This is a genomic window from Microcoleus sp. MON2_D5 (assembly GCF_036701905.1).
In the GTDB taxonomy this organism is placed as follows: Bacteria; Cyanobacteriota; Cyanobacteriia; order Cyanobacteriales; family Microcoleaceae; genus Microcoleus.
In genome coordinates this window covers 1-22938 of the sequence record NZ_JAUBRM010000036.1, presented here as the reverse complement: position 1 = coordinate 22938, position 22938 = coordinate 1, and the positions used below count along the sequence as shown (strand labels likewise).

General features: G+C 45.4%; 20 protein-coding genes and 1 tRNA gene. 13 read left to right on the top strand and 8 right to left on the bottom strand.

Annotated features, from left to right (window positions below):
• Nucleotides 1–141 precede the first annotated feature (141 nt).
• On the bottom strand, nt 142–1698 hold the full coding sequence (radA, locus tag QUA47_RS14960; protein ID WP_333431305.1) for a DNA repair protein RadA: 1557 nt from the start codon (nt 1696–1698) through the stop codon (nt 142–144).
• 164 nt (nt 1699–1862) lie between these two features.
• Between radA and rpaB the strand changes: the two genes are divergently transcribed.
• From rpaB to QUA47_RS14945, 3 genes are all read left to right on the top strand, one after another.
• The gene (gene rpaB / locus QUA47_RS14955; protein ID WP_071587789.1) at nt 1863–2594 is read left to right on the top strand and encodes a response regulator transcription factor RpaB; all 732 of its coding nucleotides are present in this window, start codon (nt 1863–1865) and stop codon (nt 2592–2594) included.
• 90 nt (nt 2595–2684) lie between these two features.
• Complete coding sequence (locus tag QUA47_RS14950; RefSeq protein ID WP_333288500.1) at nt 2685–3326, top strand: cofactor assembly of complex C subunit B; 642 nt, start codon at nt 2685–2687, stop codon at nt 3324–3326.
• A gap of 360 nt (nt 3327–3686) precedes the next feature.
• Nucleotides 3687–3983: a hypothetical protein gene (locus tag QUA47_RS14945; protein WP_333431304.1), complete on the top strand. Its 297-nt coding sequence runs from the start codon at nt 3687–3689 to the stop codon at nt 3981–3983.
• Between the two features lie 31 nt (nt 3984–4014).
• Here QUA47_RS14945 and hpsJ-A read toward each other — a convergent pair whose 3' ends face one another.
• From hpsJ-A to rfbB, 4 genes are all read right to left on the bottom strand, one after another.
• Complete coding sequence (hpsJ-A, locus tag QUA47_RS14940; protein WP_333431303.1) at nt 4015–4692, bottom strand: HpsJ-like protein, cyanoexosortase A-associated; 678 nt, start codon at nt 4690–4692, stop codon at nt 4015–4017.
• A gap of 178 nt (nt 4693–4870) precedes the next feature.
• A complete protein-coding gene (locus QUA47_RS14935) occupies nt 4871–5539 on the bottom strand; it encodes a cyanoexosortase A system-associated protein (RefSeq protein ID WP_333288502.1) in 669 nt (222 codons plus the stop codon).
• Nucleotides 5539–6390, bottom strand: coding sequence for a cyanoexosortase A (gene crtA, locus QUA47_RS14930; protein ID WP_333405282.1), 852 nt, complete (start codon nt 6388–6390; stop codon nt 5539–5541). The genes QUA47_RS14935 and crtA overlap by 1 nt, the downstream gene beginning before the upstream one ends.
• Before the next feature lie 387 nt (nt 6391–6777).
• A complete protein-coding gene (gene rfbB, locus QUA47_RS14925) occupies nt 6778–7884 on the bottom strand; it encodes a dTDP-glucose 4,6-dehydratase (protein WP_190735191.1) in 1107 nt (368 codons plus the stop codon).
• Between the two features lie 357 nt (nt 7885–8241).
• Between rfbB and QUA47_RS14920 the strand changes: the two genes are divergently transcribed.
• The 3 genes from QUA47_RS14920 to QUA47_RS14910 all read left to right on the top strand — a co-directional run bounded on the left by QUA47_RS14920 (nt 8242) and on the right by QUA47_RS14910 (nt 10985).
• Nucleotides 8242–8784: a hypothetical protein gene (locus QUA47_RS14920; protein WP_333431302.1), complete on the top strand. Its 543-nt coding sequence runs from the start codon at nt 8242–8244 to the stop codon at nt 8782–8784.
• A gap of 470 nt (nt 8785–9254) precedes the next feature.
• Complete coding sequence (locus tag QUA47_RS14915) at nt 9255–9860, top strand: DUF1517 domain-containing protein (protein WP_190657330.1); 606 nt, start codon at nt 9255–9257, stop codon at nt 9858–9860.
• A 243-nt stretch (nt 9861–10103) separates the two neighbouring features.
• A complete protein-coding gene (locus tag QUA47_RS14910; RefSeq protein WP_333431301.1) occupies nt 10104–10985 on the top strand; it encodes a hypothetical protein in 882 nt (293 codons plus the stop codon).
• Between the two features lie 307 nt (nt 10986–11292).
• Here the strand turns inward: QUA47_RS14910 and QUA47_RS14905 are convergent, their stop codons facing one another.
• Together QUA47_RS14905 and QUA47_RS14900 are read right to left on the bottom strand one after the other, a co-directional pair.
• Entirely contained in the window at nt 11293–12087 is a 795-nt protein-coding gene (locus tag QUA47_RS14905; protein ID WP_333431300.1) for a hypothetical protein, read from the bottom strand.
• A 57-nt stretch (nt 12088–12144) separates the two neighbouring features.
• The gene (locus QUA47_RS14900) at nt 12145–13833 is read right to left on the bottom strand and encodes a DEAD/DEAH box helicase family protein (RefSeq protein WP_333431299.1); all 1689 of its coding nucleotides are present in this window, start codon (nt 13831–13833) and stop codon (nt 12145–12147) included.
• Between the two features lie 188 nt (nt 13834–14021).
• Here QUA47_RS14900 and QUA47_RS14895 point away from each other — a divergent pair, with 188 nt between their 5' ends.
• The 3 genes from QUA47_RS14895 (at nt 14022) to QUA47_RS14885 (ending at nt 17401) form a co-directional block, all read left to right on the top strand.
• A complete protein-coding gene (locus tag QUA47_RS14895; RefSeq protein ID WP_333431298.1) occupies nt 14022–14864 on the top strand; it encodes a Uma2 family endonuclease in 843 nt (280 codons plus the stop codon).
• Between the two features lie 12 nt (nt 14865–14876).
• Nucleotides 14877–16289 carry a DUF3370 domain-containing protein gene (locus QUA47_RS14890; protein ID WP_333431297.1) on the top strand — a complete coding sequence of 471 codons (1413 nt, stop codon included), beginning with the start codon at nt 14877–14879 and terminating at the stop codon, nt 16287–16289.
• Between the two features lie 77 nt (nt 16290–16366).
• Nucleotides 16367–17401, top strand: coding sequence for an S-layer homology domain-containing protein (locus QUA47_RS14885; protein WP_333431296.1), 1035 nt, complete (start codon nt 16367–16369; stop codon nt 17399–17401).
• 95 nt (nt 17402–17496) lie between these two features.
• Here QUA47_RS14885 and QUA47_RS14880 read toward each other — a convergent pair whose 3' ends face one another.
• Nucleotides 17497–19080 (bottom strand): peptidoglycan-binding protein, encoded by a 1584-nt coding sequence (locus QUA47_RS14880; protein WP_333431295.1) that lies wholly within the window; start codon nt 19078–19080, stop codon nt 17497–17499.
• A 134-nt stretch (nt 19081–19214) separates the two neighbouring features.
• On the opposite strand from QUA47_RS14880, the gene alr reads away from it, so the two are divergent.
• The 4 genes from alr (at nt 19215) to QUA47_RS14860 (ending at nt 22929) form a co-directional block, all read left to right on the top strand.
• The gene (alr, locus tag QUA47_RS14875; RefSeq protein ID WP_333431294.1) at nt 19215–20417 is read left to right on the top strand and encodes an alanine racemase; all 1203 of its coding nucleotides are present in this window, start codon (nt 19215–19217) and stop codon (nt 20415–20417) included.
• Nucleotides 20418–20636: 219 nt separating this feature from the next.
• Nucleotides 20637–21512 (top strand): mechanosensitive ion channel family protein, encoded by an 876-nt coding sequence (locus QUA47_RS14870; RefSeq protein ID WP_333431293.1) that lies wholly within the window; start codon nt 20637–20639, stop codon nt 21510–21512.
• A gap of 47 nt (nt 21513–21559) precedes the next feature.
• The gene (locus QUA47_RS14865; RefSeq protein WP_333431292.1) at nt 21560–22687 is read left to right on the top strand and encodes a patatin-like phospholipase family protein; all 1128 of its coding nucleotides are present in this window, start codon (nt 21560–21562) and stop codon (nt 22685–22687) included.
• A gap of 153 nt (nt 22688–22840) precedes the next feature.
• A tRNA-Ser gene (locus QUA47_RS14860) sits at nt 22841–22929 on the top strand.
• Nucleotides 22930–22938: the final 9 nt, after the last annotated feature.

The following is a 22938-nucleotide window of genomic DNA, read 5'->3' as shown; positions in this document are numbered from 1 at the left end:
GTTATCTTGAGTAATCGCAATTTCTTCCCTTCTCATTACCGCTTCGATTAATTCCAAAAGCTTTTATTTTGCTTCAACAATGTCTACTTGATACATAATTCGTGGCTCCTTACTATCAATTTCAAACATCACTCTTTTAACTCAATTCAACAAATCATCTTCCTCCAAATCAATAGACTGTAACTCCAAATCAACCGACTGCAACTGAGCAGGAGTAGCCGGAATCGCTGCAATAATCGCATCAATTACCTTCGCCACCGGAATAATCTCCATTCCTAACTCTGGCACCGGTTGATTCTTAGGAATAATCGCCCTTTTGAAACCCAATTTCGCCGCCTCCCTCAGCCGCAACTCTAATTGGGAAACCGGCCGCACCTGTCCTCCCAAACCCACTTCCCCGAGCAAAACAGTGCGTGCATCAACCACCCGATCGCGAAAACTGGCCACAACGGCGATCGCAACTGCCAAATCCGCCGCCGGTTCATCCACCTTCAACCCGCCCACCGTCGCCAAAATCACATCTAATTTAGATAAAGGAATCCCCACCCTTTTCTCCAAAACAGCTAAAATTTGCTGCAATCTAGCATTGTCCACACCAGTAGTAGTGCGGCGCGGCGAACCAAAACTTGCAGGGCTAACTAACGCCTGAATTTCCACTAAAATCGGTCGAGTTCCTTCGCAAGTAACAGTCGTCGAAGTACCGGGAGAAAATTCATCTCTATTCCCTAAAAACAACTCCGACGGATTATCTACTTCTCGCAAACCGTTGGCTACCATTTCAAAAACACCGATTTCGTGAGTCGCGCCAAAACGGTTTTTCATCGATCGCAAAAGTCGATGAGAAGCAAAGCGATCGCCCTCAAAATACAGTACAGTATCTACCAAATGTTCCAAAACCCTCGGCCCCGCCAAAGCTCCATCTTTCGTAACGTGACCGACAATAAATAAAGTAATATTTTCCCTTTTCGCAACCTGCATCAAAGCCGAAGTACATTCCCGCACCTGAGCCACCGAACCCGGAGCCGATGTTAAACTAGCAAAATAAATAGTTTGGATGCTGTCAATCACCGCCACATTCGGTTTCAGCGCTTCCAACTCCCGCAAAACAACTTCTAAATCCGTCTCGGGAAGCAAATAGAAATTCTCCGCTGAATTGTCCTCCGAATCCTTTTTAGCTTCCCCGTTGCTGCCGGATTTATGCCCCCCGTTGCTTGACAAATCAACCGGATTAGCTACTCCCAAACGCTGCGATCGCAACTTCACCTGCTGGCCGGACTCCTCCGCACTGACATACAGTATCCGATCCTTGCGGGCCAACATATTCGCCACCTGCAACAGCAGCGTCGATTTCCCGATTCCCGGTTCCCCGCCAATCAACACCAGCGATCCGGGAACAATCCCGCCTCCCAAAACTCGATCGAGCTCCCCGTAACCAGAAGGCCAGCGAGACTGAGTTTGGTCGGAAATCTGCGATAATCTGAAAGATACCCTTGGTTGACCCTTCGACTTATCAGGGGGCGAACCGCCCACTGTCTTAGTTGTCACCCCAGTTAAACCAGCCCGCGACACAGCAGCAGTAGGTTGTTCTAACTGCTCGTCAAAAGAATCCCACTTCTGACAGCTAGGACACCTGCCAAAATATTGTGGTGAATCATACCCGCATTCCCGACAAATATATTGTATTCGAGGCTTAGGCATTGTTTACTATGATAAATAGTCACCCTAACATTTAGAAAAGTCTGAGTTAAAGCACTTATCAAGCTTTCAGACCCATCCCCACACATAATTCAATTTGTGTCTTCTATGATAGGGTACAAAAAATTAACATTATCTGAAATGTAACTTAAGGAGTGCTCGGTAACTTGGAAAACCATAAAGAAAAAATTCTGGTAGTCGATGACGAAGCCAGTATCCGCCGCATTCTGGAGACTCGCCTTTCCATGATTGGCTACGATGTCGTCACCGCTGCTGACGGCGAAGAAGCTCTCGAAACATTTCGCAACACCGAACCCGACTTAGTGGTTTTGGACGTTATGATGCCGAAGCTAGACGGTTACGGCGTCTGTCAGGAGTTGCGTAAAGAGTCAGACGTGCCCATCATCATGCTAACCGCTTTGGGAGACGTAGCCGATCGCATCACCGGTTTAGAATTGGGCGCCGACGATTACGTCGTCAAACCTTTCTCTCCCAAAGAACTCGAAGCCCGCATCCGTTCGGTACTGCGGAGGGTTGACAAAAACGGAGCATCGGGTATTCCCAGCTCCGGAGTCATCCACGTCACCAATATTAGGATTGACACCAACAAGCGCCAAGTTTACAAAGGCGACGAACGAATTCGGCTCACGGGCATGGAATTCAGCCTGTTAGAACTGCTTGTCAGCCGTTCTGGAGAGCCTTTTTCGCGATCGGAAATTTTGCAGGAAGTGTGGGGATACACGCCAGAACGGCACGTAGACACCCGCGTAGTGGACGTTCACATCTCGCGGCTTAGGGCAAAGTTGGAAGACGACCCCAGCAATCCCGAATTAATTCTTACCGCCCGCGGCACCGGCTATCTCTTCCAGCGAATTGTCGAAATTGGAGAAGTAGGATAAAGTCAGTTGGCAGTTGGCAGTTGGCAGTTGGCATTAGTTAAATTACCAACTACCAATTACCAATGACTAATGACTAATGACTAATGACTAATGACTAAATCTGATCCCAATAAAGTTTTGCGGCAATTGCCCTTAGTTGCAGGAGGGTTAGCAGGTACGCTGCTAATGGTGAACCGCTTGCTGACAGAGCAAATCACAGATTCTCAAGCTCGATCGGACGCTTTGGGAGTAATTATTAGCGCTTTGCTGATTTTAACAGGTTTGCTGTGGCAGCAGGTGCAAGCGCGATCGCCCGATTCCGTAAAACTTATCGGCGAAGAAGGTTTTGAATTTGCGCCGGATTTGCCGGAGGCTGTGAAAATAGAATTAGCCTGGGCGTCGCGTTTGCTGTTGACAAATACCGCCACAAGGTCGATCGTAATTGTGTATCAGGGAAAAGTTTTATTGCGCCGCGGTATTTTAGGCATCAATCCCGAAGTTAAACCCGGGCCGATTTTGCAGCGAGTGCTCGACAAAAATAAACCAGTTTATTTAGTAAATCTCAATATTTATCCCGGGCGAATTGAATTTGACTATTTGCCAGAAAATACTCAAGGAGTTATCTGTCAACCTATCGGCAGCCAAGGCGTTTTAATCTTAGGTGCTAACGCGCCCCGCAGCTACACCAAACAAGATGAAAACTGGATTGAAGGGATTGCCGACAAACTAGAAAATACCATCAATCAATTTTAGATTTTAGATTTTAGATTTTAGATTGTGGATTTTAGATTGTGGATTTTAGATTATTGTGAAGTGCACAATGGCAGCTCTGTGAAAGTGCGATCGTCTTCGAGGGCTGCGCTAACGACGGATTTGCCTCATTCTAGGTGTTGGCTATCGGCAATAAACAAGATTTATCGGAAAATTGGGTTTAAAACCCCGTGCTTCTAGCACGGCTTTGTGTCAAAATAGGATTGGTCACAGACCCGCCCAGATTTGAGATACTCCAAAATAAACAGCTTGGTTGAAAGTCCTGTCAGAGTTGCGATCAGAAACAGGGGAAGCAACGCCGGGCAATGGAAGTCCAACCCTAAAAGCAAACAAGTATTTTACTTGCGTACAAAACAGAAAAGTCGCCGTAGGGCATTGGGAGACTTAAAACGGACATGGAGAGAAGGTAAGACTGGCTTGCTAGCACATCTCAGCGAAGTGTCAAGAATCACCGTTGCTTTAGCGGGCGTGAGTATGTCAATACCGATATCTTTTGAAAAGAAGAAGAGCGAGCGAGCCCCCCAACAAAATTTGCAGGGTTTGAGGGTATTCTTCGCCACTCCTGAGCCGGCTGCGTGCACAGGGCGGCTCTTAGTCCTCAACAACGCTCTCCGGGTGCGCCGCAGCGCACCTTACTAGCTCAAAACTCTCAACTCAAAACTCAAAACTACTACCGAGCCCAGTCAGTACCGCGCCACAGCGTAAAAAACAAAACACTAGAAATCAGCGCGCCCAGCAGCCACTTAATAGCATTTTTAAATAACCCCAAGCGCTGACTTGACTTAACCGCAGCGCTTTGCGTCTGCAACCGGTCCTTAGCCGGAGTAATTCTCGAAAGAATTTGCTCTTTCAATTGCTGTGGGTTTTGCGTATCCGCTGGTACCCCCAAACGGGTAAGTTCCCCGGCCAAATTCCTTAAATCTTCAGGACTACCCTTATTCAGCCGTTCTTCCACCTGCTGCAACTGAGCTAATTGTTGGTTGGCTTGAGTAGTAATTTGCTGGTTATTTTGGTTGTTGACGTAGATAGCGCCAAAAATTCCCAAAGGTAGCATCAACAGAAAAACCAGGGCCAGCAGCAGACACACCCAAGACAAAACCTTCAAAAAAACGTCTTCCAAACCTCTGCGATCGTACCCTTCTCCAAAAAATATCAGCGCCATTGCCAGTAAAGGAACTGGCACCCGTTCAACTACAGCCCCAATCGTTTGCAATTCCCAGAGGCGATTGCCAAAATTTGCTGGTATAAGAACTGCAATCGCATCTAATAGAGACAGAATTAAGAGACCGTAGCCAATCCAACGCAGTCTGTAGATAGAAAAACCTTGTTCGCCTTGTAAGTCATTCATAAAATAATCAGAGTTGTTGTTAAGAAAAATCTCTCTTGAACCCGCCCAATAACGGATACAAGTCCCCGACAACAGTCGTGGAGAATCAAAAATTTTAGACTTTTGTTCAAGCTTCCCGATTCACCTGTGGAGTAAATCTAAAAGCTAAAAGCTAAAAGCTAAAATCGACTGAATCGAGTCAAGGCTCGGGGAATCGCGGCTGCCACCACCCATACCAAGAAACCCAAGCATTCTCTAGAATTTTTTTGGCATCTTCTGGAGTTGTTTTATCCAAAGGCACAGACATCTGAGTCCACAAACAGCGCCGGTCTTGAATATTTCCCCTACCCAACAACCAAAACAGAATACGGTTTGGCTGCCAATCGCGAGTATTTCGATTATATCTAAACTGTTGGGAAGTTACTGTAGCACTGCCATTAGGATTGATACACGAACTCAAATAAAGTCGATTTTGCTGTTGCAAAATTCCGTGAAACCCCGCGGCTTGAGTGTTTGCCAATGTTAGTTTACCAGGAGACGACTTGAGAACTGTATGTCCTTTCATCATACCTTCCACTTGCCCAATGGTGTCTACCGCATAGCGCATCTCTATTTCGAGAGCCATGCTATTTTTTTGATATTCATATTTCCTGGCAGCTTTGAATTCTGAATTGCCGCTAATTTTCAGCGGCGCGCTCTTCTGCATTTTCCAATCGGCTAGAGGCACCGACTCGGGAAACTCAAACGGGGTTGCCAGATTTTTGCCTACAGAGGGATAGAAAACCAATTTTCCGGCAACCAACAAAACCCCTCCCAAAGTAACAGCCAACAGGGAAAGCCTAACTGGTTTCCAAGAGGTAATAGCCATTAGCAATTCTGTCCTTCCTTATTTTGGGGTTGGTCTTTCAAAATTGCAAACCAGCAGAATAACCCGAAAATAAATACAGCAATCATAGAAAATATTACCGAACCATTTCCTTCGTGCCAGTAGTCAAATGCTTCGGGTTGAGATAGCGATACCAGCACGGCCAGGAGACCAACTCGCGCGGCATTCACTACAAATGCAGTAATTATTGCGACGAATGGCAATACAATTTTCTGACTCGTAGTGGTAGGAAACATCAGTAAGAAAACCAGAGCTAGTCCTAACAATTGTAGCATCGCATTCACCCCGGAACAGCCGTGATTCACTTCCACGCTGCCCTTTTCCAGGATTAGATAAACCCCTTTCTGCACAACTTCAAATCCTATATAATGCAGGATGAAAGCTGAAAATTTTGCTGTTAATTTGGGGACATCAACGAAGACTCCGATCAATCCGGGAGGAATAGCTGTATACGCAAGAATTAGAAGTTCCTGCCAATATTGTTTCAGTCCTTTTGTTCCAGAAGCCAGCAATGCAAGACTGATTCCAGACAAAAAAGGCGTTGCTCTGATAAAAAAGTCGTATCCAGATATCGACGAACTTTTGAGCAATATTAAAGCAATTAACGATGCCCCAAATAAGCTGCTGAAAACTCCGCTTTCAAAAGTTAAGGATTCGTGCCTTTCCCAAATGAGAAATGCTACAACTCCCCAAAACAGGAACATTGTACCGAACAGGTCAGTGTCGTTGGTTCTGGAAGTCAGAGTTAGGTGTAAGGCTATCAAACCGGAGGCGATGCCTAACAGCCAGTATTTAGGTTCTTGGACGTGCTTGAGCCAGTTTATTTCGGTCATTGGTGCTTTTTGTTTTTCCTAAAAGCTTCTAAAATGCTTAATCTTGTAACTCTATTAAAATTATCAGCTACAAACACTTGAATTTATGCCTTTGGGGTGATTTTTAACTAAATCTTCACAAAGATTGACAATGGCGAATGGGTGTGATAGTTACCTCCACCTAATTAAATCTGAAGTTAGGCGCAAAGATTAAAGAAAACAGGTTTTTTAACTGTGATCGATCGCACTCCACGAAAGATTTTCTTCCCTCCAACCCGGTTTCTGCGCCTAGAGTTTAAATGTAAAGCTTGAAGGCAAGACAGAAAGATTTCTTGGACGCACTCTTGAGCTTGAAAACCAGTTTTTTACCGGTGCTGGTTTTTGGTAGCCCGTGCGTCCAAGAGTAGATTAATTAGAGTAGACTTTCCGGTAGTAAGTTTGATATTCCTCCGAAAGCAGGGGTTCCCACCACTCCCGATGGGCTAAGTACCATTCTACAGTCTGCCGCAAACCTTCTTCAACTGTTACTGAGGGAGTCCAACCTAACTCAGTTTTAATTTTGGTGGCATCAATAGCATAACGGCGATCGTGCCCGGCTCTGTCTTTGACAAATGTAATCAATTGTTCGCAAGGACGGGCGGGTAAATCAGAAGCTAATTCGTCCATTAGCTGACACAGCATTTTTACTAAATCGAGATTTTTTACCTCGTTGTTGCCGCCAACATTGTAGGTTTCCCCAGGCTGACCACGGTGAATAACGGCATCTAAAGCGCGGCAGTGGTCGAGAACGTAGAGCCAATCTCGCACGTTTTGACCGTCGCCGTAAACAGGCAGCGGTTTGCCCAATAGCATATTGATGCACATTAATGGAATGAGCTTTTCTGGGAAATGATAGGGGCCGTAATTGTTGGAACAGTTGGTGATAATTGTCGGGACGCCGTAGGTGTGGAAATAGGCGCGGGCGAGGTGGTCGCTGCCAGCTTTGGAGGCTGAGTAGGGACTGTTGGGCGAGTAGGCAGTTGTTTCTGTGAAGGCTGGGTCATCGGGGCCGAGACTGCCGTAAACTTCGTCGGTAGAAACGTGGAGGAAGCGCATTTGTGCTTTGAGAGATGCCTCATCAATTGCTTCAAAATGCTTGCGGAAGGCTTCTAAAAGTGTGAAGGTTCCGACCACGTTTGTTTGAACAAAGGCTGCAGGCCCGATAATTGACCTGTCAACGTGGGATTCTGCGGCAAAGTGGGCGACTGTGGTGATGTTTTCTTCTTTGAGCAAGGTATCGACTAGGGTACGATCGCAAATATCCCCCTGCACAAACCGAAAATTTTCGCCTCCTTCCAAAGTTGCCAGGGTTTGTCGGTTTCCGGCGTAGGTTAAAGCGTCGAGTACGACTACTCGATCGCCCGGATAGCTGCTGCACCAGTGATGCACAAAATTCGAGCCGATAAATCCAGCCCCGCCCGTCACCAACAATCGGCGAGGGGCTCGCTCAATGCCTTGGGTCGCGTTGTCTGTCATAAAAATAAGAGTTATTCCAATAACTAAGCCTTTACAAAAGTAGCCTTAAAAGTAGTTTGTCACCAAGTGTTTGCGGCCATGTAACTAAATTTTCTACAATCTCACCTCAGATTTTCTAATTTGGGCGCGATCGAAGTATTGGTTCACAAAACTTGAACTTCTACCGAGCTGTTAGCCCAAACGCTTACAGAGCAAGCATTGCAAATTTTTAAGCAGGCAAATTTAAATTTGAATTGCGTGAGGCTATAGCTGACTTTTGCGATCGATCCTCGATATGGGCGGCGCGCAGAGTTGATACATTTGTAAAGAGCTGTTACCATTAATTTTTTAATTATCCTTTACAATCTCCAGAGCACCATGAAGAAGTTTCAAGTGTTAGCTGGCATTGCTTCCGTCGTCGCGATCGCAAGCAGCATCGCCATAGGTGACGCTGCATCTGCTTTCCCCTGTTCCTACAGCAAATCTGGGGCGGCTAAATCTGGTTCTGCGACAACGATCCTAGGTCCCGGCGGCTCGGAGCGAATCAATCCGTGGAAATCCTACAAAACAGCAGCTCTCGGTTTCCTAGGTTTGGCGGGAGTTTTGGGTGGTGGTGCGGCCTACATGAGCTACCGCGCCGGCAAGCGCGCTTCTGCTGCTTGCGCTGCGATGACCGATAATTTTGAAGTTTTTGAAGAGTCGGCTCCGATCGCAGATGCAGGTGTTTCTGGACACATGGAAGTTCCTGCCTTGCTCGATTTGGCGCCGGCGGGTGCTGTAGCTGAGTCAGCAGATTCGGTTGCAGCCGTTCGCGAACACCCAGAAGCTCCTGGCGGTGAGCTGGATTTGCCGGTTTCGCCAGTTGCCGAGTTGAGTTCTGAAATTGCGATCGAACAAGTCCAAAGCGCGATCGTCAAATAGTTATCTCAAACCAAAGTATTCGCTTAGCGCACCTCCAATCTTCCAAGATTGGAGGTTTTTTGAGTGGAAATTATCTAGCCTACAATTTCTTGTCATTGCCCTCGCGAAGCACTGCAAACAATAGACAGATGAATCGATAGCACACAATATTATATTCCGGCCAAGCAAACGAGCGCTAAATTAATATCAATTAAAAAAACTCTTGCTACAATCATCAATTTCATACTAATTAATTATTAAAAGTCGCCGCTCTTTGTCAGGACAAGGCTGTGGCGTTTCCCTAATGTATTTGAACTGTATTTGATCCGAGTGAAAACTGCTATAAAATTAGATGACTCAAAGCGAAACAGTACCCGGCAGAGGCGATCGCTAAAAATACTCTTCAGATCAATCTGAGGGTAGACGGCAAGAGTTCAAATCCCCTGCTATGGTGGAAAATATAGCCCTACAGATTACAACTATAGGTTATTATGAATGCTTGGCGCGATCGATTCAATCAATTTACAGGTAAAACTAGATTGGCAGTTTGCCGGGTGTTCGTTCACCTAACAGGCGAAGAAGTTGCACCGCTGTTAGGAGTTCTCAACCGCACCGCTAGAAAAGCAATCGATGCCGATGGCGACATAGTAGTTTTAGGAGAAGGTCTTGTAGAAATTTGCAATCACCTGTTGCAGTACGACAACTACTGGCAGTCAGCCGCCAATGAGGGCGATGTTTTTTGGAATGAAGGGGAAGCCGGCGATTATGTTGATGAACTTTTCATTGATTCAGCCGATCGCTATCTCAGCGAGCCTCAATACAGCACATCTGTTTACGATCAAAAATCCCCCTTGTCTTTGCCGATAACTAGAAATATCGTAGTGATGCTGACAGTTGCGTATGAAGGCGAAGTTCCTGCCCTAGAAACTGACCTCGCTGACATCAGCACGCTGAAAGTCGGTTTAAAAGCCCTGATTAATTTACATTACCAAGAAAGGCTCCGAGCTGTGCAAGTTCACTTTTCTCCCGCACAGTTGGGAGACGAACTTACCAACGACCAAGTGTTGGTCAATTTCCCGGAACTTATTCCCATTTAAGGAACGAAGAAGGAAGAGGGAGAAATTACAAATTACTATTTACCAAAATTACCACAGCACATTCCCTGTATATGTAGTACACAGAATTTTCTAGGGATTAAGGTGCGTCGCTAGCAACAATCTGCAAGTTTTATCCACTATATTGCAGGGACGCACCCTACAGATTAATACCACACAATATAGCTGCTACTGTACTTGTTAAAGATGGAATAGGCTGTATTTACTCATTACCAATTACTATTTATGATGCTGCGAAAACTGACAATTTATTTAATGGCTTTAACTTTTTTGGGGACGGCAATCGGCTGCGGTTCACCTCGCACACAAACTTATACAAATCCTGCTGGCAATCCAAATATTAACACAGTGCGCCCGGCACCAAACAATAACTTGGCTCAAGGCCAATATCCCGTACAGCAAGCTACCTACGACGATGCTGATGGCGAATACAGTTTGATGTTGCTGAATACTCCCCCCGGAAGTCCCCCAGTTTACCGCACTAGGGATTTGCAAATGGCTCGCTTAACAGATGAAGAAATATCGGCAGGCAAGAAAAGTTATCTAAATGTGGATAACAATCAAGCGGTTTTGCATTTGACAGAAGATTTTAAAATTGAGTACGTTCACAACGTTACCGAAACTGTTCCGAATCCTCAAACAGGTCAGCCCCAAACCGTAGTAGTGAGACAGCAATCAGGCTTCTGGGCACCGTTTGCTGGGGCTATAGCCGGTCAGGCGATCGGCAGTTTGTTATTTAGACCGCGATATTATATGCCGCCAGTCTATCAGCCGGGGATTATGACAGGATATGGCGGGTATGGTAATACTTACGGCCAAGCTGTTCAGCAGTATGAAACTCGCTATCGAACTCCGCCTCCGGCTGTGAGAAACCGTCAAGTTTTAAGGACGACCGGCCGCTTGCGATCGCCCACCTATAACCAGCCAGTAAGACCCTCAGCACGCCCAAATGGCAATCGATCGACCGGTTCGGGTTACGGTGGCAGCACTTTGAGGCGATCGCCCAACTCAAATTCCCGGCAGCAAAGGCGGAGTCCGAGTTTTGGTAGCGGCAGGAATTCTCGTCAACCGAGTCGGAGTCGTTCTTTTGGCAGCAGAAGGCGGTAAGAATGTAGGGTGCGTCGCCCTCGAATATCTGCGCCTTAGTGGGAAGTTTCCTGCAGGGACACACCCTACAACTACCAAGGTAGATGGAGTTATAGCAGTTGACAGTTGACAGTTGACAGTTGACAGTTACTCTGCAAGACATAGGAGTTCAAGAGATTCGTGCTGGCTCTCTGGGACGTTTGGTGACAAATGTAGCAAATAATACTAAATTCATTAACCATGAAAGCTGAAACCCTTGATTTTTCTAGATCATCAGCATCACTTATCACCATAAATACGAGAGAGCCAGTAGTGACAGTCCGTTCTTTTAGTTTTTCTGATAGGGCTTTTCAGAGTATTCCTTCTTCAGAGATTCAACATCAAGTTTGTGGAAAAATAGTAATTCCTGCATCTTGGAATCACTAACTTCAGTGAGTAAGTAATCCTTAAATTCCTTAAAGAACGACCTTACACAATCTCTTAGTGATTTAAGTTTTCCTTTTCTCATAATTTCGACTTCATGAGTAAAGTTTCCTTGTGTTGAAACATTTTTTGTTGGAATGATCAGTATTCGCTTGACCTTATCCGTTTTATATTCTTGCTCAAACCAAGCACAATGATTATTCATTTGTCCTGTTTCAGTTTTAGTTATTTCGCGGCGTGAATCCTCGACTTCGCTTTTACACTCAAACATGAAATATTCATCAGTTGAAACACACCAAAGATTATCTGCTCCTTTCTTAAACTCTCTATCTGGTCTTTGACTTAAGAAACCAATCGCGTCACCCAAATCTTGGAGTGCTTTTTCAAATTTCTCATAAGGCTGCCCAAAACTTAAGTTTTCAAGTATGCCATTTACAGCCATAATAAGTTCTTCGTAATTATCATGCGAAGAAATCCAAGCCTGAATCCTTTTTATTCTATTTTCACTTATATAACTTAATTTTTTATAATTAATGCCTCCTTTAGGCTTCAGAAGCTGAGAATTATTTTTGAAAGCACTTTTTTGGGTATGATTAGAATCTACCTTACTAATTTTGTATTTGAATCGGGCAAGAATTTGTAGATACCATCCTTTCTCTGTCTGATCCTTAGTACAGTATGAATCAATTATTTTTTGCACATGATTAACTGCACTTTCAGGCTCGTTTTGGTAAAAACTCTCTTCTGCTTTTCTTTCTCACTCTAGAATTTCTAGTATATTGCCTGTAGAAATCGAATTTTCACTGATGCTGGTATCCATTTTCTCTCGATAAAATTCCTTCCAGCCATCATCTCTTTTTAGACATTGATTAATTAGGTCAAGTATTACTTTCGTATAATCATTATCGCTCTTTAAATCTTCCTCTTTTGCCAGCTTAGAGACTTGAAGCCCAATATCTATCTGCTTTCTTGTTTGAGACGAAAAAAACTGATTTGAACTAGCGCTTTTCAGAAACTTCACTAGATCGTCTCCGATGATAAGAATAACGCTGTAGTCCTTCTCACCTCTTACGCTTCTGCCAAGACCTTGCTCTATTTTTTGAGCAACCTTAATATTTGTTAAGTCGCTATTTGACCGACATTCTTCTTCGTATCTCTCAGTTAATGAATCTGAATATGGCATAGAGTCAATAATGAGGAGACGACAAGAATCATCTGGGAGATCTATTCCATCATAGCGATTTACAACAACCACTGTATTGCTATACTCACCTGCCTTTAGCTTACTGACTTCTTGAAAAATATTTTTACTTTCAGCAACCACAGAACCTTGATTCTGATATGCCTCCGATTTCTTGAAACTCGATGTAATTGCTACAAAACCTGCTTTTCGACTTGTATCTGGCTTAGAAAATCTGACAATAATGGAATCCCTATTCAAATCTTCATGGATGAGTGAAGGAATTAAGATCATTTTTTCACCAGACCACTTTTCTTGCCTTGGAATAAGCGGGTTGGTTAGGGCTTCAATGTTTAATCCAAGACCTTTGAGGAAGAAAGAGTCATTTTGTGTAGTTGCTGACATTAAAATTCTATGTTCAGCTTTGCTAAAAGTACCAAACTGGTTCACTGGACTAAAAAATGTTGAAATTTCTAATTCTTTTCCACTAAACAAGCATTGACAATTATCGATATTGTCTTTAATTAAGTCCCAAGTGAACATTATTTTTCGATCATTTGCGTGTTCAAGAAGAACTTGTACAACTTCTGACTTTTTATCTTGCCAACTCCAGTAAGGTACTGGCAGGGAAGTTGTACTGTCACCATTATTTTTAATCTCAAAAAAACTCCCTTCACCTTGTTCTCTTAAATCATCTTCAAACAATTGGAGTAGCCTCTGATAGAGCTTATGATCATTGCCCACCCTTATTTTGAAAGATTCATTTATGCAATCTATACAAGCGTGTGAATCGTCTAAAATAATCGTATTTACTTTCGCAAATTTTCCGCCAATCCCGAAAATTGATTTTCCATTAAAAACCTTCTGAACGTGGGTGATTAATATCTTATCCGAGTTTAAGAATTGATCGGGCAAAGACTTGCTGTTATCAACAGTTACATATCCAATACCAAACTTTTCTGCTTCTTGGCACGTCTGCTCCACCAAGTATATATTAGGGCATATATATAAGCAGGGGCCTTTCTTTTGGTTAAGTTTGGACTGAAGTATCAATAAACCAATCAGGGTTTTACCTTGTCCAGTATGTAACTTTAAGACCAAATCTTTTTCATCTTTTCGATTTAACCACCAGTTTGTTAGCACCTCTTCTTGTACTGTACGAAGAGGGCCGGTCTGGCTTCTTCTGTCTAACTCATCGTAAATTTCAACTGGATTTACCTTTTTCTCTATTGATTTCAAACCCAGTTTCTTTTTAAAGTCAACCATCTTTACTACCCTAAAAAATATAGTTGAGGCGATAAACGCTTTAATTTTAACCGATCCCACGGATTATCGCTACAGGCTGGGATAAACAGCGCTGGATAGACACGATTTTGTCAGTCTAAAGCCCTCAATCGGCGATCGCTATGCTCTAATTAATAAAGCATCTGTCCTTTCACCATCGGATAGCTGACATGACCCAAAGCCTCAACCCCACAACATTACCCCCCGCTTTTCCCGATCACACGCAACTCCCAGACTCCGACGGCACGTTTGTGAAAAACTTCCAAGAACATCCCCAGAGTATCCTACTCACCGACTCACTGGAAACTACGCTGCAAACCCTCCACCCGGACGGACAATATGCGATCGGGCAAGATTGTGGCATTTACTGGCGCGAAACCGACCCTCCAGAAAAGGGAGCCGAAGCGCCTGACTGGTTCTACGTTCCCAACGTTCCGCCCCTAATAGATGGGGAAATTCGCCGCTCTTACGTGATTTGGCGCGAGTATATTGTGCCATTGATTGCGATCGAATTTGCTAGTGGTAATGGCTCTGAAGAACGAAACAATACTCCCTTATCTCGCTTACCAGAAGGTGTCAACCAGAAACCCGGAAAGTTTTGGGTATACGAGCAGATTATTCACATTCCTTACTATGCGATATACATCATTAAAACGAGCGAATTGGAAGTCTATAACTGGGTGAATACTCGTTATCGCCGTTTGCAACCGAACGATCGCGGACATTATCCGATCGACCTGATGGGAGTAGAGTTAGGTGTGTGGGAAGGTAGCTATCAAAATCAGCATCAGCGATGGTTGCGTTGGTGGGATAATGAGGGTAATTTGTTGTTAACTGGTAGCGAACAAGCTAGACTCGAACGCCTCCAGACCGAACAGGAACGCCAAAGGGCCGAGCGCGCAGAACAAACCCAACGGGATGCGATTCCCCAACTGCTGGCAATGGGTTTAACCGTAGAGCAAGTGGCTCAGGCGCTGTCGCTGTCGGTGGAAGATGTACAGAGATTGGGTTGACAGTTAACTTTCATGATTCAGAAACAAAATCTCTTTTCTCGAATTGCTGGTATTTCTACACTCGCCCTTTGTGCAGTCGGCGGATTTTTTTTACTTAAAAAACCCGTACAATCTATTCCCGCAAAACCAGCACCAGAGGAAATTGTACTAGATGCCGAAGTGCGATCGCTCCCCGGAAAACTCGACAGCATCCCCCTATTCAACAGCAACAGTCCCGAATGGGTCAAAAAAGAAGGCATTTTGCTCTCAACCTTTCCCCCAGACGGCAAAAAAGTCCCCGCAGCTCACCTTAACTTTGCCTTTCAAGGGCAATTCAACCTGTTTGCTCACCATTTTTCTCACACTCCGCTGAATTTTAGAACTTTGTATATCGGTGCTTTGCTCTACAATCCCAGATCCGAACCCGTGACGGTGGAAGTTTTGCAGGCAGCGAGTTACCTGATGGAACCAGACGCACCGTTCAAACAAAAACCCGCACTAAGTGAGAATTCCAACGGCGAAGTATATTCCGGCCCTGGGATTGGCGCTGTCGATAGCGTTTTGCGGGGAATCCGGCAGCCGGATTTTCCCGAAAAACTGCTCGTTGCACCGGGAGAAACCGCATTGTTGATGAATCGCCCTATTCCCGTGCGGGGTCTGGAAAAGCCGATAAATGGTCGTTCTACCTTTGTGCAACTCAAGAGTAGTGGCAAGGTTTACGCCGCAACTTTGGCAATGTATGCACCTGAAAATGCTGATGGGAGCGATCGCGCGCCAACTCTGGAAGAATGGCAGCAATTGCTGAATAATGGCGGTTTGGCAGGCCCCCGCGACAAAACCCCGACTCCCCCCGACGCGACTTCGGGAAGCCTGATTTACGGCCGCGTGGCAGGGGTACAGCAAGGTTCGGGATGGGAAGCGGAATTAGTCGATCGCGATGCTAAAAATCTGGCAATTCCCCAGACTGGAAAAGCGATATCCTATGCGATCTCTAGCTTGCGCGGGGGCACTTTGGGCACCCAACAAGTGCAAGCCGGAAAAATGCTGGCGCGCTATCCCGACACCGCTTACGAAGCCCACGGCAATTACGGCGTACACTACAATCTGATTTTGCCGCTGCATAACACTGCCCAAAAACCGCAAACGGTAGCGGTGAGTTTGGAAACGCCTTTAAAAGAAGATCGACTCTCAACAAATGGATTGCGATTTCGTCAACCTCCCCTAGATTTTCCCTATTTTCGAGGTACTGTGCGGCTGCGCTACCAAGATGATGGAGGTTACGATGTAACTCGCTACTTGCATTTATGGCATCGTGTCGGTCAAGTTGTGGAACCGATGGTAAAGTTGAGGTTAGCTGCGACAGAAACGCGATCTCTAAAAATTGATTTTATTTATCCTCCCGATTCTACGCCCCCGCAAGTATTAACAGTGAAAACCTTAGAATAGTTGATTTATTTATTTCAGTCACTACCAGACCCAAAAAATATGTGATTTAATTTCTACATTGATATGTAGGTGACAATATGTCTTCTTCACAACCCCCCTCAGGGGAAAGAAACCCTCTAGGATTGGATGAATTGATTGCGATCTTGGTTGCCTTCGGCACGATGGGAGCAATTTTATTTTGGGTAACAGGTAAAAATCCCGATCGATTGAATGCCCGAAATTGGCAATTTCCAGCCGTTTTTTCTCAACCTGCTGTTACGCCCGCGACTCCGGGAATATTAACACCCGAATCGCCCAGTTCCGATTTGCGATCGCCCGCTAAAACGCTCCTTCCCTCAGAACCGGATGCCGCACCTGTGGGACCTTTAGGGCCGGTTTTACCGCAAAATCCTCCGGTGGGTGTAATCGTTGTTCCTCCCAAGCCAATTGCGCGATCGACTCCCGCTCCAGCAATTACCAAACCGAAAGCTGATAAACCCAACGCCGATAAACCCAAAGTTGGGCCCGTTAGATTCTCCGATGTTCCAGACAAATATTGGGCGCGTCCGTTCATTGTAGCTTTAGTCGATCGGAAAATTTTTGCTGAGTCCACCGACAGCAAATTTCGCCCCGACGAACCGATGACGCGAGCCGAACTAGCGCGCTTAATTCAGCGAATGTCCGACGACAAACAACCGATCCGAAAACCAATTGATTTTAAAGACGTAAAAGACAAGAGTCCTGCCGGTCCTGCGATCGACCACACCGTCAAAACTGGATATCTTAAAGGATACCCAAACAATGAGTTCCGTCCCGAAAAACAGATTCCGCGTGTCGAAGTCATCGCAGCTTTAGCGAGCGGTTTGAGCCTGAAACCATCCACAAAAGCAACCAAAACTTTACAAGTTTATACAGACAGGGCAAAAGTGCCGAAATGGGCAGTTAACAAAGTAGCATCAGCCACAGAAGCTGGCATTGTTGTCAACCACCCGAAGCGCACACTTTTGCAGCCTAATAAAACAGCAACTCGAGCTGAAGTAGCAGCCATGGTTTACCAAGCTATGGCCAAAAAAGGCCAAGTACCTGCTAAGTCTTCTGAGTATGTTGTGAAGCCTGTAAAGTTGCCCAAATAATATTTTAGGGGCGTTGCTCCTAGCCCGCCCCACAATAACATTTAATCCTTATTGTTTGTAGTCAGGACTGAAGCCTTCACTACGAAGCAGCTAAATTAATCTTGAAACACCATAATACTGCCCGAATAGCAAGCTACCCAAACCTGATTAGTTTCCGGATCGTAAGTAATCCCGATAGGACTTGAATTAACCTTCACTGTTTGCAGCACTTTCATATCGCTCGTCCTAACTTTGCTAACAGTATTCGACAAATAGTTGACCACATAAAGCAGTTTTCCCTGATCGGAAATTGTCATGCTGCGAGGTGCTTTTCCTGTAGAAACTTTGTCTACCACTTTACCCGTTTTTAGGTCAATTTTTGCCACATTTCCTTCACCATTTAAAGTGGCATAAAGATACTTTCCATTGGGATCGATCGTCAAATGACGCGGCGCATTGCCAATATTCTTCAGCCATTCTACCGAAAAGTCGATGAGATTCACTTTCGCAATATCGGAAGAACCCATGATGGCAACATAGGCATTTTTTGAGTCGGGAGTAACAACAATACCCCGAGGATATGCACCCAGTTTAACTCGCTCGATTTCGAGATTTTTATTGATATCAACTACGCTCAAATCCCAACTGCACCAATTGCTAGCGAGCGCGAAGCGATTGTCAGGTGAAACAGCATTGAATTTCGGAACTGCACCTACAGGAATTACCTTTTCTATTTTCAAAGTTTGGGTATTGATGCGGTACAGAAAACTTTGGTCGTGTTTTGCCGCTGGAGAACACCTGTCGGTTCCCGGATTTCTAAACCCGGAACCGTACATTTTGTAGTTGGAGACGTAGGCATATTTGCCATCGGTTGAAAAAGCCGCTTCTACGGGAGAGCCTTTATAATTGCCTTTGAATTTAGAAAAGCCGAAGTTCGACAAGTTTACTGTATCGGGAATAGTCTTGACTAATTTAAAGTTCCTGTCGTAAACTGTGATTGTGTGGCGGTACATCATGTTTTGAGCAAAAAACAAACCCGCTCCCGAATAAACTATTGATTTTGGCGAAATGTTACCGTAAATGGTTTTTTTCAAGGTCATTTTTCCTTGAGTATTATCGGGAGGATTTACGAGGGTTGGGGGTGGTAATTCACTTTCTTTATCCTCGGAATTTTCACTTTTAAATGGTGGCAAAGACGGTTCTTGAAATAGAGGTTCTTGGGGCTGAGTTTTAGTTTGCTCTTCGTCGAGTTCGTTTGTGTTATCTGTGGCGGTAGGAGATGGCGAAGATCGATCGACATTTGGCGAGATTTTTTCCGCAGCTTCCATGCTGGTATCTTCCGGCTTACCTTTCAGTGCTGACAAGGTTTTAGGGCCAACAATTCCGTCAACTTTCAGGTGGTTCTCTGCTTGAAACTTTTTCACAGCAGCCTGGGTGAGAGAACCGTAAAATCCTGTAGCCTTACCGCTAAAATAGCCTGCGTTTTGTAGAGTTTTCTGAAGTTGGGCTACTTCCGGGCCTGAATCACCTTTTTTGATGGCGAGTGCGGGATTGACTAAATTGACAATTGTGAGAGCGATCGTAAAGAAAAGTAAAGGAGTATAGGCTAAATTCCGGTGCATTTTTGAGTGGGTCGATCGAGCTTGACCCGCAGCCGTTTCCCAACTTTCAGCTAAATGTAGGTAGGCCAGTCCGTCCATAGTTTTTACCGGGTATTTTTGGTGCTATGATACACCAGTTAACTTTGATGAAAGAGAGAATCTTATTATAATCAAACTTAGGGTAAAATCTCCAAGCAGTTTTTAATGGTGCAAGCAAGTAGGAGCGATCGACAATGTGGAGTGGGGAAAAAACAACCGCAGAATCAACGACAAAAGAATCCCGCCAGACGTTGCTGGGGGACGGCGACGGGGGACTTTGCCAGCGGGCTTGGGTAGAAATGGATTTAGCAGCTTTAACTCACAATGTAAAAGAGCTTAAAAAGCTCTTATCTCCCCACACAGAACTGATGGCAGTTGTGAAAGCCGATGCTTACGGTCACGGTGCTGTTGCAGTCAGTCAAATAGCATTGCAAGCAGGGGCTAGTTGGCTGGGAGTGGCGACAATTCCCGAAGGAATAGAATTGCGAGAAGCTGGGATAGAAGCGCCGATTTTGCTGTTGGGGGCAACCCATACACCGGAACAGGTAAAGGCGATCGCCCATTGGCACTTGCAGCCCACTATTTGTACTGCCAAACAAGCCCTAATTTTTTCGGAAGTTCTCGCCGATCTTAACCAATCTTTGCCGGTTCACGCTAAGTTGGATACGGGAATGTCTCGCTTGGGTACGCCCTGGCAGGAAGCTACAGAATTTGTGCAATTAGTCAAGCGGTTGCCCAATTTAAAATTAGCCAGTATTTACTCTCACTTGGCGACAGCAGATAGTCCCGACCCCGCAGTTATGATAGAGCAGCACCAGCGGTTTCAACAGGCGATCGAGCAAATTAAAATAGCAGGAGTTAACCCCCCTCGCCTCCACTTGGCAAACTCTGCAGCAGCCCTCGCTGACCCGGCTTTGCACTACGATTTAGTGCGAGTCGGTTTAGCTACCTACGGTCTTTATCCAGCTCCTCACTTGCAGTTGATCGCCAATTTGAAGCCTGCAATGCAGGTAAAAGCTAGGGTAACGCAGGTGAAAACAATTGAAGCAGGAACCGGCGTCAGTTACGGCTATCAATTTATAGCTCAGCGCCAGACACAGATTGCCGTAATTGGTATCGGCTATGCAGATGGCATTCCGCGCAATCTTTCTAATAAAATGCAGGTTTTAGTCCGGGGTCAGTTCGTGCGGCAAGTGGGCGCGGTAACGATGGATCAATTAATGCTGGATGTAACTGATATTCCCAATTTAGAAGTCGGCGAAGTGGTGACGCTGTTGGGCAAAGATGGGGAATATCAAATTACTGCAGACGATTGGGCCGCGACTTTAGGAACTATTTCGTGGGAAATTCTCTGCAGTTTTAAACACCGATTGCCCCGCGTAGCAGTACACTATTAGCAGTAGTCCGGCAGGGGTTTAAACCCCTGCCTCATAGCAAAAGTCGGTTAAAACCGACTCAAGAGTTTGAAGGATAAAATTATCGACTTTAGTCCTCTTTTAGAGGACTTCCGCTATGAAACAGGGGTTTTTAACCCCTGTCGGACTCTCCGACTTATGCAGAAGACTGAGACTGCGTTTACCAATGCCCAATGCCCAATGCCCAATGCCCAATTCCTCATGCCCAATTCCCAATTCCCAATTGATATGACAGTTATTCAGACGTTTTTACCAATAGCTCAAACTTTCTATACTCAGCTAAATGCAGAAAGAACACAAGCCTTGGAAGTAGCCCAAGAATTCTCGAAAAAATTCGTAGAATTGGGGTTTAAAATTGTACCTCAACTGCTGTGGGCGATCGGCATTTTGTTAATTACGCGATTTGCGATCGGCTTTGCGGGCCGCGTGACTCGCCGAGCACTGAGTCGCACCGAAGCCACGCTGCGGAAATTCTTAGTTCAAGCTGCTGAAATTACGATTTTGGTAGTGGGAGTAGTCGCCGCTTTGAGTCAGTTGGGAATTCAAACTAGCAGTGTGGTTGCGGTGGTGGGTGCCGCGGGTTTGGCGATCGGTTTGGCGTGGCAAAATACTTTGTCGCACTTTGCTGCTGGGGTAATGTTGATTAGTTTGCGCCCCTTTGAAGTCGGAGATGGGATCGAAGCTGGGGATGTTAAGGGAGTGGTGGACAGCATCGGGATTTTTTCAACAACCGTGGTGACAGACGATCGCATAAAAATTATTGTCCCGAACAATCAGTTGTTTAACGGTACATTGAAAAATACAACGGCAATGGGAACGAGGCGAGTAGACTTGAAGATTGATATTGGCGATCGACCGATCCGTCAGACAGTGGCTGAGTTATTAGAGATTGCCCACTCTCACCCGCTGGTACTGGAGAATCCGCCCCCGACTTGTTTGGTGGCCGAGATTACTCCCGATACAACTATTTTATCTCTCCGACCTTGGTGCGCGTCGGTGGCCTACGAACAAGTGCGATCGCAAGTTCAACAATACGTCAAAGAGGCAATGGATGCCGACAAAAATCAAGAACAATAGATATAAATCTAAAATCTAAAACCCAAAATTGATCGGAGGTATTTCCCATGAGCAAGTGGTATCCGCAGCAAATTTTGCAAGAACCCGGTGTCAGAATCACCGCAACCGAGAAACAAACAATTCTCAGCAAATTTCCGCCTCCCGACGAAAACGGTCAAATCTATGCCGATGGGGTTTTTGAAGGCGGCGGCGTGCGCGGAGTTGCATTTTTAGGAGCACTCAGGTGCTGTAGCGATTTGGGCATCCGGTGGCGAAAATTAGCCGGCACTTCGGCAGGTGCAATTACTGCCGCAGTATTGGCAACCGACTTGTCAATTGATGATTTAGAGGAAATTTTAGGTCAGCTCGATTACAGCATATTTTTAACTAAAAAAAATAGTCCTCTAATTTTAAACGGCGACCCCGCCGACGACTTGCAATCTCCTGCTTGGACGCTGCTTTTCCTAACAGTTAGCCGTCAGATGGGAGAATATTCGGCGCAGCCGTTCCGGCAGTGGCTGGAAGCAATGCTCGGTCGAGGTAACTTGCACACTTTTGCCGATGTCAAACAAATCGTAAAAGACCGGGAATTAAAAGTAGTAATATCCAACCTCACTCGCGGTGAAATGTTGGTGCTTCCCGACGACTTACATCGGCGCGAATCGACAGATTCCGATGCTTTGTACGAGCAGTTGCACCTCCCAAGCGCTGAACATTTTAGCGTGGCTGAAGCCGTTCGGTTGTCGATGAGTATTCCCCTATTTTTTGAACCAGGAAAACTCGGCGATGACTTAATTGTAGATGGCGGAATTTTGAGCAATTTCCCCCTGTGGATTTATGACAAACAATCCGTCGGTGCGACTCCTGCGTCGCCGCGCTGGTTTACCTTTGGGTTTCGATTAGTCGATACCGGAATTGAGACTAAAGCTAAGATTGATACTCCCCTGTCGATGCTGGCGGCGATGTTCAGAACGATGATGAAAGCAAGAGACCGCTATCACCAGCGGGAAATGGATAAGGGCAGGGTGATTAATATTGATGTGACTGAAGCTGGGGTGACGACGACGGACTTTAATCTCGATGGCGATCGCAAGGCTCACCTGTACCGCTTGGGGTATTTGTATACTAAAAGGTTCTTTTTGAGTTCCAATTTTAGTTGGGAGAAGCACTTGAAGGCTCGGGGCTTTGGGGAATAGGTTTGGAGTCTGGAGTTGGGCCAGAGGCGGATATTGAGTAAAATCTGCCTTTTGCCTGCGGCGGAAAGTATACAGAGTAAGGGATTGAGGAATTTTTGAATTAGGGGTTGGCAAAAAGAAGATGTGTGTGCTATAGTTAGTTACTGTCATCTTGGAGAGGTGGCTGAGTGGTCGAAAGCGGCAGATTGCTAATCTGTTAAGGGTGTTAACATCCTTCGAGGGTTCAAATCCCTCCCTCTCCGTTCTAAATA